The following is a 12,094-nucleotide window of genomic DNA, read 5'->3' as shown; positions in this document are numbered from 1 at the left end:
ATTAGCCTCTGCGCCATGTGTGGTATTTTTCAAGCATGTTAAGTACTTTTTCAGGTGCGTGAGCGCGTTTCCACTCGCCTGCTGCGTACTTGTTACCTTCAGCCCAAGTAGGGTAGCTGTGAATTGTGCCTAGTATTTTGTTAAGGCCTAAACCGTGTTTCATTGCTAGTACAAACTCAGCTATTAAATCGCCAGCGTGCTCAGATACCACAGTAACACCGAGTATTTTGTCTTTGCCTTTTGGTGTAATTACTTTAATAAAGCCTTTGGTGGCGCTGTCGGTAATGGCGCGGTCTAGCTCTTCAAATTCAAAGCGAGTGATTTCATAGTCAATGCCTTTATCAATAGCGTCTTGCTCGTTTAAGCCAACACGTGCTACTTCAGGGTCAATAAACGTAGTCCACGGAATAACACGGTAATCTACTTTAAACTTTTTAAGATTACCAAATAAGCCATTTACTGCTGCGTACCAACCCTGATGAGCGGCTACGTGCGTAAATTGATACGGACCTATAATATCGCCAGCGGCAAAAATGTTAGGGTATAGCGTTTCTAGGTATTCGTTAGTGACTACAGTACGATTAGTTTCAATACCGAGTTCTTCAAGGCCGTAACCTTTAAGGCGAGCGCTTCGGCCCACAGCACATAGTAGCTCATCGTATTCAATATCGATTTCGGTATCATTATGTTTTACCACAATGAATTTTTTACCGTCGCGCGCTTCACAGCGCAGTGCCTGATGCGAGGTTAAAATGTTTACGCCGCTCTCAATAAGCGCTTCGTGGGCAAAGGTAGACACTTCTAGGTCTTCTTTGATCATGATGCGTTCAGCCATTTCAATTTGCGTAACATTTGAGCCTAAGCGTGCAAAGCTTTGTGCAAGTTCACACCCAATTGGGCCACCGCCAAGTACAACAAGCTTTTTAGGGGCTTCTTCAAGCTCAGCAAATTTAGTCCATAATGTATCGCTTGTTACGTAGCCTGTTTCTTCAATACCAGGAAGTGGCGGTACAAATGGGCGTGCGCCTGTGGCAATAACAATAGTACGGGCTGTGAGTGTTTGCGTGCCACCGTCGTTAAGCTTAATTTCTACAGTCCACGGGTCTAATAATTTACCATAGCCTTTTACTACATCTACGCCTAGGTTAGTGTAACGCTCAACACTATCGTGTGGTGCGATGTCGGCAATCACTTGGTGTACACGTGCCATTACTTTTTTAAACGAAAACTGCGGTGTCGCGTTTTCTAAGCCATAGTGTTCACCGTGGCGAATTTGCTCAGCAATTTTAGCGCTTTTAATCACAGCTTTACTTGGCACACACCCGTAGTTTAAACAGTCGCCACCCATTTCGCCGGCTTCAATTAGCGTTACTTTGGCTTTAACTGCTGCTGCAATGTAGCTTGTCACTAAGCCGCCAGCACCTGCGCCAATAACAATCATGTTACGGTCAAACTTTTTAGGTTTAGTGTAGTTTTTGTATACGCGACGTTTTTTAAACACGTTTAAGATTCCTTTAGCAATAAAAGGGAACACACCCAATAAAGCGAACGATAAAATAAGATCGAGCGATAAAATGCCTGATAAGCTTTCAATTTGCGCAAGTTGCGTACCCGCGTTTACAAATACAAATGTACCCGCCAGCATGCCTATTTGGCTTACCCAGTAAAAGGTCCATGCTTTAATTGCGGTAACACCCATCAATAAGTTAATTAAAAAGAACGGAAATACGGGTACTAATCTAAGCGTAAATAAGTAAAAGCCACCTTCTTTTTCAACGCCTGCGTCAATAGCGTCTAAGCGCTCAGGAAAACGTTGTTTAATTGTATCGCGCAATAAGTAACGTGATACTAAAAAGGCAAGCGTAGCACCTACCGTAGAGGCAAACGAGGCAACCAATAAGCCTTCAACTAAGCCAAATAACGCACCTGCGGCTAGTGTTAATATAGCCGCCCCCGGTAATGAGAGAGCCGTTACCACTACGTATAATAAAAAGAAGCCACCAAAAACCAATAATGGCGATTGCTCTTTATATTGGCTAAATTGATCCATCGAGCCTTTTAAGCCTTCAAGCGTAAGTAACTGGTGTAAATTAAAGTGAAAGAACAAGCCTATAGCCGCTGCTGCAATCAATACCAAAAATAGTTTTTTAATCATGTTCTCTCAACCGCTCTTAAAAATTATGGGTTAGTGTTAATTTTGCGTTTATTGGCAGTTCTGGAAATGCCAATGTTGCGCCAAAGTAACCCCCTTCAAATACTGGGCGCCAGTTTTTTTGATTAGTGACATTGTTTACATCTAATCGCAACTTAGTGCTAGGCGTAAATGCGTAGCTAGTATTAACGTTTAGCGTGTATTGATCACGAATTTTAACTGTTGCTAAAAAGTCTAATGGGTAACTCTTTGTATATAGACCGGAAAAACCCATTTGCCATTTCGAATTAATTGAATAATTTCCGTTAAAACTGAACGACTGCTCAGGAATGCCCTGAACTTGGCGGTTTGAAGGTGCAAACGCGGTAAAACTTGGTGCGCCAACGCCGGTTCCTGCAATAATATCTGGGCGTGAATTGTCAAACGCATCGATTACTTGAGCAGAATCTTGACTGCTTGCAGAATTGTCGTAACGAGCGTCTATGTAGCTGTAACCCGCACTTAGCCAATAAGGGTAGGCATCGTAAAATACTTGGCTTTCAAAACCTGTAGTACGAATACCTGTATTGCTGCCGTCGCGATTACGTAAACTACGGCGCTGGCTAAATACCGCGCCATCAGCGTACCAGTCGCTGTCGGTCGGGGTGTACTTTAAGCCAAACTCAACTAAGGTGTTTTCGGTAGCAAAATTTTGTGCGCTAATTGTGTTATCGCCGCCAAGTGATGTACCGCCCGCCATACTGTTTGATGTTGCTTCGTTATAACTTGCTGCACCATAAGTGGTGTAATCACTATTTAATTTGTAATTAAAGCTAACTTGGCCTGAATGCAGGGTTTCGTTAATGCTGTCGCTTGCGGCAACTTGACCTTGTGGCGCAATAGGATCGTTTGCTTCTACATCGTAAAAGTCAACGCGGTAACCCACGCTAGTATGAAGTTTATCGCCCCAATCTGAGTCTTGCTGAATAGCAAGCCCTGTTTGCCATGAACGTGAGTCGGTGGTGTCTGATAAGTTAAAATCGCCGCTGCCATCGTTATCTAAATCGTATTGACCACCAGGCGATACAAATACACCTGGGCTTAGCTCTACTAAACGCGCTTTTTGTGCATCGGTTAAGGGTATGCGGCGGTTTGAAAGTGGGCCAGTTAAATCAATAGGTAAATCGGCTTCGGTAGTAAATTGGCTGTAGCCAAGTACTTTGTTGTAGCGTACGTCAAAAGCAAAAATTGTTTGTTGGTCGCTATTCCAGCGGTAGGTAAGCTCAGTGCGGTTTTGCGCTGTATCAGCGCCGTCTATAATTTCTACAAAGCTGTTTTGGGCTATTTCTTCACGCTGTAAATGCTGAAAATACGTAATGTTTTTAAGTGAGGCATTAGCACTTAGCTCACGCTTATAAATGCTGTGAATTAAATAAGTGGTTGCTTCGTTTTGGTTATCAGGGTCGGTAAGTACGGTGCTACGATCTATTTTTACTTGCCCAGTAGGCGAAACAATAGAACCCGCTGCTGGTACGGTACTACCATTTGCTTGCACGCCTTGGCCGGTAATATAAAGGCCATCATCAATTAAAGCTTGGGTAGGGCGGTTAATACCGGCGTTATCGGTAAATTCAACTTGGTATAGCTCAAAGTTAATATCCCAACTGCTTTTATCATCGGGCAATATGCGTAGTGATGCAAATAAACTATCGCTTTTAGTGCCTGAGTAATCGTAGTAGCTGCCTTCATCAAGGTGCTCGTAACTTACTCTAAGGCCCACTTTATCTTTTATAATGGGGGCAGTGTAATCTACTTGCGCACTGTATTGATCCCATCGCCCGGCTGAGAGCTTAACTTTACCTTTACTTTCATCTGTAGAGGCAGTCTTTGAGTGTAAATTTACAAAACCACCGTTACGTTGGCTTGAACCAAATAAAACCGGCGGTGCGCCTTTTACTACATCTATTTGTTCTACAGAATTGAACGATAACGGCACGCCAAAGCCATTATTACCTGCTTGGCGGCGTGTACCATCTTGAAAAAGCTCACCTAGCTGGCCACGAATAGTAGGTAAGCTGGGTGCACCAAAGCCACTTGCAGAGTATGTGTTTGGACTTACGGCTAGTACGTCTTGTAGGGTAGTAATATTTAGTTGCTCTATTAACTCGCTTGAAATAGGCGTTACTGAGCGTGCTATGTCTTGCAGCGCAAGGTTGTCGCCGAAGGGGCCATTAATAGTGGCATCTTTTACAGAAAGCCCTTGAGATTTAATCGTTTGGCCTGCTACTTCAATACGTTCAATTGAGTCGGTATTAGCTGCAGATTGTGCCGCATGAGCATAAAAATTAGGTGTGAGTGAAGCGGCTATAAAAAGTGCCAAATATGAATGTTTCAAAAGGGTTCTCATTTTGGTTAGTGTGAATGTGGCAATAAAGACCTGCAGCTTTGTGAATAACTTTCAGTAAATATTAATTCTTTTTATTTTTTAGAATGAAACGTTAAAAGTTTAGCACATTGCTCAAAAGCGTTATTCAGTTTTAGGCACTATGTTTTTGTTTTACAAATACTGTAGTTAGTTATTGCCATGATAAGGTCGTAATTTATAAATAGCGGTTTTATACGCAAACAAACGTAAAGCAGGGCACCGAATTTATTAAAAAATTATACATTAAGATGAAATAAAATATGTGTTGAGCGGTCTTGCTAGTTTCAACATTAAATTATTTAGTTTTAAGGAAATTTTATGACTGGTACAACAGGTACTGACTTTCAAAATCGTTTGCAGTGGTCGCTTTTTTCGCTACGCCTAGGCGTGTTTATTGTAATGATTATGTGGACGTTTGATAAGTTTGTTAACCCTGGGCATAGCGCACGAATTTTTGAGCATTTTTATGGTGTTAGCGGCTCTACTGATGTGGTTGCTTATGTACTGGGGGCGTTACAGCTTATTTTAGTGTTGGCTTTTATAGCGGGTATTAAAAAGCGCCTTACGTATGGCGTTATATTTGTAATGCACGGCCTTTCTACGCTTTCATCTTATAACCAGTATATTGATGGCTTTAATAACTTATTGTTTTTTACAGCGTGGCCAATGTGGGCAGCGTGTTTTGCACTGTATGTGTTACGCGAGCAAGACGTTAAATTTACCATTAAGTAGCGCTGCAAAAAAAAATGGTTATAAGCCATACGGCTTATAACCAATAAGTACACAAGGGAGTGTATGGAAGTCGGTTTAATTAATAACTAATGCATGGCATCGTTATACTGTTTAGCTAGGCTTTCTTTTTGCCCTTCGGTTAGGGCTTTACCCGCTAATTGAAATACTTCATGTTCTTCTTCACTTAAATGATGATGCACTAAATGGTGCAATTTTTTAGCTGCAACTAACCAAGCAGACGAGCTCATTTCGGTGTCTTCAAGTTGTTCTATTAATTCGTCAATTTCATGGTGCTCTGCAACGCTGTGGCGTGCTTTTTCGTGCGTTAAATCGTCAAACATAAGTGGGTTATAAAAATAACGCTCTTCAAATTTTGCGTGATCTTCTAATTCGGTTTTTAGCTCGTCCATTAGCTTGTGGCGCTGCTGTGTATCGCCGTGCGTTTGAATGAGGGCATCTACTAACTCGCGTTGTTTATCGTGGTCGTGACGTAGCGCTTCAAAAATATTCATAACACTTTCCTTGCTGTAATTACTTTATAGACTTTTAAAAGCAAGCGCAGTGCCAGACTTTAATGTGTTGATATAGTTGACTTTAATGTACTTTTGGCTGGTTTGGATGGAGTTGCTCTGTAACTTTTACACATAAACAGCTGCAATTTTTTCAGATTAAAAGAGGTGATTGCTTTTGACGCTACATAAGCTTACATATTTTTACTGGTAGGGTATTTTATTGAGATGGTAAAGTAGCGCATTATTTGGGTACAAGCTGTACATACTTGCCTTACCTATATTTTTATAAAACTTTAGATATTAGGATAGTTTAAGGATGAACTTAAAAAGCCCCACTACAGCATTATTACTGTGCGCGTTATTAAGTGCATGTAGTACAGCCGTGCATTCTGAACGACGTGTATGCATACAAGAGGCAGAAATGACTGAGCTAAGTGGCGCTAAAACAAGCTCAGAGGTTTACAATGAATGTGTAAGCGCTCAAATAAAAAAGGATGCTAAAGGCGACACTTTTGTTGATGAAGTTGGTGTGTTTTTTATTGATCTACTTGTTTTAATAGCCGACTAAGTAAGCAAACTTACAGCTATAATTTAAAGCACAAGGGTGCGTAAAATAGGGTTGAATATGAAAGCGTTTTTAATTGTATTCTTACTGTGTATATTTTTAACTGGCTGTGCGGCAAAGCCTTATGCGGGCTCTGCACAATGTATGGAGCAAGCTGATATAGCTTATGAAACCAATATACATAAAAATGAGCCGCTAGATAATGAATGCAAAGCTACAAAAGTAAATACGCCTAATAAAGAGTTTGAGAATCATAGTATTGTTGATAGAAGTCTTTTACAGCTCATTGTTAGTTTTTTAAACGGTATATTTAGATAATTAAAATACAATTAAATAAGGTATGTATGCAGGAAGAACTAAAAGCAAAAATTATAGCTGTGTGCGATAAAAAAATAGCAGCCAAAGGCGAAAACGTAGGCCTTTCTTTTTACGCTTTTTTTGCAAATAAAAACGACAATCCAGAGCTGCTGATGCAAGCCGCTACATGGTGGATACACATCCATAAGTTAGATCACTTTGAAAAAGCGATAAAAATAAAACAAATGATTATTGAAGGTGACTAATAACATATATTTACGCGATTGCTATTTGGTTTCTGCCATTTTCTTTTGCTTTATAGAGTTGTTGGTCTGCACGTTTAATTAGCTCGCTAAGTGAGTCGCTTTTAGCATCACTTATTGCCACGCCAGCACTAAAGGTAACGTGTGTTTTACTTGGCAATGCCTCAATATGACTGCAGTACTGCGTTAACTTATTTTCAAGATTTTCAAAAAAGTTGTTTATTTTATCGCGATTTTGCGTTTTTAAAACAAATAGCCACTCCTCGCCGCCATAGCGTCCAAACTTATCGTTAGTACTTAGTGTGTCTTTTGCTGCTTGAGCAAATTTTATAAGTACTAAATCTCCTATATCGTGGCCAAATTTGTCGTTAATAGCTTTAAAGTAATCTAAATCAACGATGGCTATTGCTAGGCTCTGCTGGGATAAACACTCATTTGCTTTTTGCAAAATGCCACGCCGATTTAAGCTGTTAGTTAGGTAGTCGGTTAATGCTATAGCATGGTATTTTTTTCGTTGGCGCATTTGGCGGTAAAATAAAAATAGCGACACGATGACTAAAATAAAGGCGATTGAGGCACTTAAGCGCCAAATTATTTTTTGCTGGTGTTCTTCTGTTGCCTGCAGTTTGTTTATGTCTTTTTCGTATTCTAGCTGTAAAATTTTGTCTTCTTTTTCTTTTACTTCAAATTTAACTTGTAAGGTTTTTATATTGGTTTCGCTGGTGGCTTCGTAGTGTTTTATTGTATAAGCAAGCTCATCTTCAATAGCTTTAAATGCATCTTCGGTGAAGTTAAGCTGGCGCTTTAATTTATAGCGTTTACTTAAAAAATCAGCCTTATAAATGCTGCGGCTAAATTTATCTAGGTTTAAAAATACTTCGTCGTTTACTTGGTTGGCTTTATTTAATAAATTTTGTTTTGTGTAGATGTCTGATAATAAAATCATTGATGCTAAATGCATGTCGTTAATGCCGGCAGAGCTTGCAAGTGCAATGTTTTTGTTTACAAGCATTAAAGCCGTGTCGTAATTACCCTGCAGGTATTGAATATTTGCAATAGAATATTGAGCGAAGGCTAAACCTTTTTTCATATTAACTTTGCTAAAATAAGCCAGCGCTTTATTTAAGTATACAAGCGCGTTTTTAGGCTGACCGACCTCAAGTAATACGTTTCCTAAACTCCAATAAGCTTTAGCAGTAAATAGGCCGTCGCTTGTTTGCTCGTATGCATCTACCGCTTTTTGGGCATAATAAATGGCTTTTTCTTTATCATCTTTGTAGAGGTAGTTGTAAGCGTCGGCAATTTTTCTAAAAAAGTAGCCCTGCGAGGCTATGTCTTCTTCTTTTATAGCAAGCTCTAAACCTGTTAACGCCGCACTTAGCGTTTTTTTAAGTTCGTCGGTTTCGGTGTAGTAATAGGCTATAGCCCGAAAAACAATGATTTGTTCGTTAGGAGAAAGCTGTTTTACCTGCGTTTGCAGTTGATTAGCAAGCGATTGCGCATTACTTAACTCTTTGTTAATTGCGAAAAGCTTAAGCTGAGCCTCTAAAAATAGTAGGTGGCTGTTTTTATATGTTACAAGCTCAGTACTCTTTAAATACATTAGCAAATGGGTACTTAGCGCGGTGTATTGTTCTTGTCGAAAAAGTAGCTCTGAATATAAGGCAGCCGCTGCAAGGTGCAACTGTTTATGCTTTGTATGTTTAGTGACATTATAAGCGTGGGTTAGTTGTTTTTGGTGTAAAAGGTAATCTAGCTTGTTGGCTTTAATATCACTAAGCAGGCTTTGGATTGATTTTATATCAGATGAAGTTAATGAAGAGCTACTGGCAAATGTAGCGCTACTTGTTAGTAAAAATAACAGGAGCGCAAAAAAGCGAAACCACACCATATTGATTTTTATTATTATATTGTTCGTCATTTATTTTTACTGAATCAACACCTAAAACGATATAACTAACTATAGCATTACTTGTAAATAACAAGTTAATACTTTATTGGGAATACACCACCACATCCTTTTGAAAGTTCAATTTCTAGTAAATAAGTATGAAAAGCATTATTAAAATAATGATGACATCCATTTAAAACATAACTATGACTCCCATCCTAGATTCTAATTGGAAGTGCACCACCTAATTCATTTCCTCATTTGTTAATTTTAAGATGGGTGTCATAGTTATTAATAGTTATTATTTTGTATAAATCTGTATTGGTTGACATGTAGAATGAATGCTCTACTATGTTGGGTAGAGCATTCATTCTACATGGGTTAAATATTATGCTAAAACAAGATATAGCTGCTGCGCTTGAGGTGGCCTTTAGTCAACATGGCTTTGCTGAGCCTAGTGTGGCTAAGCTGCAAAAACTCAGTGGCGTTAGTTTGCGCACCCTTTATAAATATTACCCGTCAAAGCAGGCAATGATCATTGCTGCGCTTGAGTACCGCCATAATCGCTATATTAATTTTTTACTTAAAGGTGCACCTGCTCCGGGAGTTGAGGCGGTTTTGCACATGTTTGATCAACTAAAAGCGTGGATGGTGCAATTTGCGCCTAATGGCTGTTTATCTATTAATGCGTTGTCGGCGTTTCCTGAAGATGAAGCTATTAGCCTTGCGGTGCAAACACATAAAAATGACGTAAAAAAACTGCTAGGTGAGCAAGGTTTAAATTCATCGTTGGCCAGTAGCTTGTTTTTGCTGCACGAAGGAGTGTCGAGTGCATGGCCAGTTATGGGCGATGAGGCGGTTACATCAGCAAAAAACAGTATTCTTAAATTAATATAATGGAGCAACCAATGGCAAATTTACCTAGCACAATGCACGCTGTACAGCTTACCGAGCATGGCGATTTTGATGTGTTAAAGTATGCAACTAACCTACCGTTGCCAGCGCTTGCACAAACCGATGTACTTATAAAAGTCATGGCGGCAGGTGTTAATAACACAGATCTTAATACCCGCACGGCGTGGTACGCTAAAAAACAAAGCAGTAAAGACGATGCAAGTTGGTCTGGTGATGCGTTTGTTTTTCCTCGTATTCAGGGGGCAGATGTATGCGGCGTAATTGTGGCTGTTGGTAAAAACGTAGATCAAAGCCGTATTGGTGAGCGCGTTATTGTTGAGCCATGTTTAATTAAAGCTAATGGCGAAACGCTTAAATCGCCATGGTATTTTGGCTCTGAGTGTGATGGTGGCTTTGCACAGTTTACCCGCGTTGACTCTATTCACGCTTATAAAATCATTAGTAACTATAGTGATGAAGAGCTGGCCTCTTTTCCGTGCTCATATTCTACGGCCGAAAACATGCTATTTCGCTCAAACCCACAGCAAGGGCAAACTGTTTTAATTACAGGCGCTTCTGGTGGTGTTGGCTCAGCGGCAGTGCAATTAGCTAAAGCACGTGGCGCTTTTGTTATTGCCATTACGAGTAAAAGTAAGGCGCAGCAGCTTAAAGAGTTAGGTGCCGATAAAGTTATATTTCGTGAAGATGATTTAATTCAAGCCTTAGGTAAAAACAGTGTTGATGTAGTCATTGACCTTGTTGCCGGTGAGCAATGGCCTGCACTGCTGGAGGTATTAAAACCAAAGGGGCGTTATGCGGTGTCGGGCGCTATTGGCGGGGCATTAGTCGAGCTTGATATACGTACTTTGTACTTAAAAGATTTAACTTTTTTTGGCTGTACAGTTATAGAGCCTGAGGTATTTAAAAGCTTAGTTAACTTTATTGAACAAGAAAAAATAAAGCCTATTGTGGCGCAAACATTCCCATTGAGCGAAATTGTTACAGCGCAAAAAGTGTTTGCACAAAAACAACACGTAGGAAAAATTGTACTCACTATCCCCCATAGCGAATAACGCGTTAAACAACAAAGCCCGTTACAAAGTAAGCGGGCTTTTAAATGGTAACAAGCTTATAAGCTTTTTTTAGGCGGTAAAGCCACGTTTGCAAATATGAGCCCTGCTACAAGCGACATAAATATTAAAAACGTTTGCTGGCCTATATGCTCGGCGTAAACAAAGTCTTGGCCTTCAATAAGCGAGTTTAAGCCAATATACGTTTTACTGCCGGGTACCAGTACAATTAAGCCTTGCATGGCAACAATGGAAGCTGGCGCATTTGCAACGCGATTAAATAAGTTACTAAACACTCCAACCGAAAGCGCACCAACAAACGTGCCTAACGTGTAGTCAAGGTACATAGCCGAACCAATACTCGTGCCATAGGCTATAAAACCAGATGCGATTGACCATCCAGCATGTTTAAGTTTGGTTCTAAATATCACTATTAAGCTGCTACAAAGTAAAAATATAGCCAGCCACGCAGTCCAGCGCGGTAGTGGCTCGGGCTGTACAAAATCGGTTTGGCCAAATATGGCAAAGCCAATGCCTATGCCAATAAAGGCGCCAAAGTACAGTTTAAATAACAGCATAAACGAGTCCATAACCCGCGCCGTACCCGACACCAAATGCCTAGCGGCAAGCTCTGCTAAACCAAGCGCTAGCGCTAAACCAGGTATAAATACAATAATGGCTGAAAGCACCACCAACCGTATATTTATATCGGGCGAAATATACACACTTATTGCACAAGCCAGCACTGCCGATACTATAGCAACAAGGGGCTCAAGCATGTGAGCAACCCGTTTTGAGCGCCCCGACCACAGCACAAACACATACACCACTAAAGTAAGTAACGCAGACCAAATAACGTCTGTCCAGCTGGTACCCATTAGCATGGCAAATGCCCCCCCCGATGTTGCAAAAGCAATACCGGTAACAAATTTATTGTACGGGTTTGGCATGTCGTAAATGGCATCAAGCTGAGCATCAACCTCTTGTAAGGTGAGCTTGTCGTCGAGCATTTGATTAACTAAGTCGTCGGTGTCGGCAAGTGAGCCTAAGTCGTGATCGCCTGGGTCTACGCGTGCCACGTGGGTGTATTCGTCTTCGTGGCCATCAGTCCAAATTACAAACGTTACCGAAGTTGGCGACATAACAAAAGACGATTTAAGTCCTAAGTAAGTGGCCACTTCCATTAAGTGTGCTTCTAGGCGGTACGCAGGGGTACCGTACTTATGAAGCATTTTACCTAATTTAACGATAAATTTGCGTTTTTCAGTAAAGGTTGCAGTTTTCAAATCTTGTATGGACCAGTGTGTAAATAAA

General features: G+C 40.4%; 11 protein-coding genes. 6 read left to right on the top strand and 5 right to left on the bottom strand.

Features of this window, described 5'->3' with window-relative positions:
* Window position 1: 1 nt before the first annotated feature.
* Both CWC04_RS04740 and CWC04_RS04735 read right to left on the bottom strand, forming a co-directional pair.
* Window positions 2–2,155, bottom strand: a complete 2,154-nt coding sequence (locus CWC04_RS04740) for a dihydrolipoyl dehydrogenase family protein (RefSeq protein ID WP_138684754.1) — start codon at window positions 2,153–2,155, stop codon at window positions 2–4.
* A gap of 16 nt (window positions 2,156–2,171) precedes the next feature.
* On the bottom strand, window positions 2,172–4,526 hold the full coding sequence (locus tag CWC04_RS04735) for a TonB-dependent receptor (RefSeq protein ID WP_138684753.1): 2,355 nt from the start codon (window positions 4,524–4,526) through the stop codon (window positions 2,172–2,174).
* 348 nt (window positions 4,527–4,874) lie between these two features.
* Here CWC04_RS04735 and CWC04_RS04730 point away from each other — a divergent pair, with 348 nt between their 5' ends.
* On the top strand, window positions 4,875–5,288 hold the full coding sequence (locus CWC04_RS04730; protein ID WP_138684752.1) for a hypothetical protein: 414 nt from the start codon (window positions 4,875–4,877) through the stop codon (window positions 5,286–5,288).
* A gap of 86 nt (window positions 5,289–5,374) precedes the next feature.
* Here the strand turns inward: CWC04_RS04730 and CWC04_RS04725 are convergent, their stop codons facing one another.
* A complete protein-coding gene (locus tag CWC04_RS04725; RefSeq protein WP_004589589.1) occupies window positions 5,375–5,800 on the bottom strand; it encodes a hemerythrin domain-containing protein in 426 nt (141 codons plus the stop codon).
* A gap of 316 nt (window positions 5,801–6,116) precedes the next feature.
* Between CWC04_RS04725 and CWC04_RS04720 the strand changes: the two genes are divergently transcribed.
* From CWC04_RS04720 to CWC04_RS04710, 3 genes are read left to right on the top strand one after another with little or no spacing between them, the layout of a single operon-like run.
* Window positions 6,117–6,368 (top strand): hypothetical protein, encoded by a 252-nt coding sequence (locus CWC04_RS04720; protein ID WP_138684751.1) that lies wholly within the window; start codon window positions 6,117–6,119, stop codon window positions 6,366–6,368.
* Window positions 6,369–6,425: 57 nt separating this feature from the next.
* Entirely contained in the window at window positions 6,426–6,683 is a 258-nt protein-coding gene (locus CWC04_RS04715) for a putative periplasmic lipoprotein (RefSeq protein ID WP_126009226.1), read from the top strand.
* Window positions 6,684–6,709: 26 nt separating this feature from the next.
* Complete coding sequence (locus CWC04_RS04710; protein WP_064387059.1) at window positions 6,710–6,928, top strand: DUF6500 family protein; 219 nt, start codon at window positions 6,710–6,712, stop codon at window positions 6,926–6,928.
* A gap of 10 nt (window positions 6,929–6,938) precedes the next feature.
* Here CWC04_RS04710 and CWC04_RS04705 read toward each other — a convergent pair whose 3' ends face one another.
* Window positions 6,939–8,846 (bottom strand): tetratricopeptide repeat-containing diguanylate cyclase, encoded by a 1,908-nt coding sequence (locus tag CWC04_RS04705; RefSeq protein WP_138684750.1) that lies wholly within the window; start codon window positions 8,844–8,846, stop codon window positions 6,939–6,941.
* A 360-nt stretch (window positions 8,847–9,206) separates the two neighbouring features.
* On the opposite strand from CWC04_RS04705, the gene CWC04_RS04700 reads away from it, so the two are divergent.
* Together CWC04_RS04700 and CWC04_RS04695 are read left to right on the top strand one after the other, a co-directional pair.
* The gene (locus CWC04_RS04700) at window positions 9,207–9,713 is read left to right on the top strand and encodes a TetR/AcrR family transcriptional regulator (protein WP_138611065.1); all 507 of its coding nucleotides are present in this window, start codon (window positions 9,207–9,209) and stop codon (window positions 9,711–9,713) included.
* 11 nt (window positions 9,714–9,724) lie between these two features.
* Window positions 9,725–10,783 (top strand): alcohol dehydrogenase family protein, encoded by a 1,059-nt coding sequence (locus CWC04_RS04695; protein WP_138684749.1) that lies wholly within the window; start codon window positions 9,725–9,727, stop codon window positions 10,781–10,783.
* Between the two features lie 56 nt (window positions 10,784–10,839).
* Here CWC04_RS04695 and CWC04_RS04690 read toward each other — a convergent pair whose 3' ends face one another.
* On the bottom strand, window positions 10,840–12,066 hold the full coding sequence (locus CWC04_RS04690; RefSeq protein WP_029773039.1) for a threonine/serine exporter family protein: 1,227 nt from the start codon (window positions 12,064–12,066) through the stop codon (window positions 10,840–10,842).
* Window positions 12,067–12,094: the final 28 nt, after the last annotated feature.

The organism is Pseudoalteromonas sp. S2893 (assembly GCF_005887105.1).
GTDB classification, from domain to species: domain Bacteria; phylum Pseudomonadota; class Gammaproteobacteria; order Enterobacterales; family Alteromonadaceae; genus Pseudoalteromonas; species Pseudoalteromonas atlantica.
The sequence above is the reverse complement of the archived record's forward strand: the minus strand, read 5'-3'. Positions and strand labels throughout refer to the sequence as shown.

Excerpts from the sequence above, each read along its gene's own strand:
- CWC04_RS04740 (WP_138684754.1), bottom strand. The coding sequence starts at position 2,155 with ATGATTAAAAAACTATTTTTGGTATTGATTGCAGCAGCGGCTATAGGC.
- CWC04_RS04730 (WP_138684752.1), top strand. The coding sequence starts at position 4,875 with ATGACTGGTACAACAGGTACTGACTTTCAAAATCGTTTGCAGTGGTCG.
- CWC04_RS04725 (WP_004589589.1), bottom strand. The coding sequence starts at position 5,800 with ATGAATATTTTTGAAGCGCTACGTCACGACCACGATAAACAACGCGAG.
- CWC04_RS04720 (WP_138684751.1), top strand. The coding sequence starts at position 6,117 with ATGAACTTAAAAAGCCCCACTACAGCATTATTACTGTGCGCGTTATTA.
- CWC04_RS04715 (WP_126009226.1), top strand. The coding sequence starts at position 6,426 with ATGAAAGCGTTTTTAATTGTATTCTTACTGTGTATATTTTTAACTGGC.
- CWC04_RS04710 (WP_064387059.1), top strand. The coding sequence starts at position 6,710 with ATGCAGGAAGAACTAAAAGCAAAAATTATAGCTGTGTGCGATAAAAAA.
- CWC04_RS04705 (WP_138684750.1), bottom strand. The coding sequence starts at position 8,846 with ATGACGAACAATATAATAATAAAAATCAATATGGTGTGGTTTCGCTTT.
- CWC04_RS04700 (WP_138611065.1), top strand. The coding sequence starts at position 9,207 with ATGCTAAAACAAGATATAGCTGCTGCGCTTGAGGTGGCCTTTAGTCAA.
- CWC04_RS04695 (WP_138684749.1), top strand. The coding sequence starts at position 9,725 with ATGGCAAATTTACCTAGCACAATGCACGCTGTACAGCTTACCGAGCAT.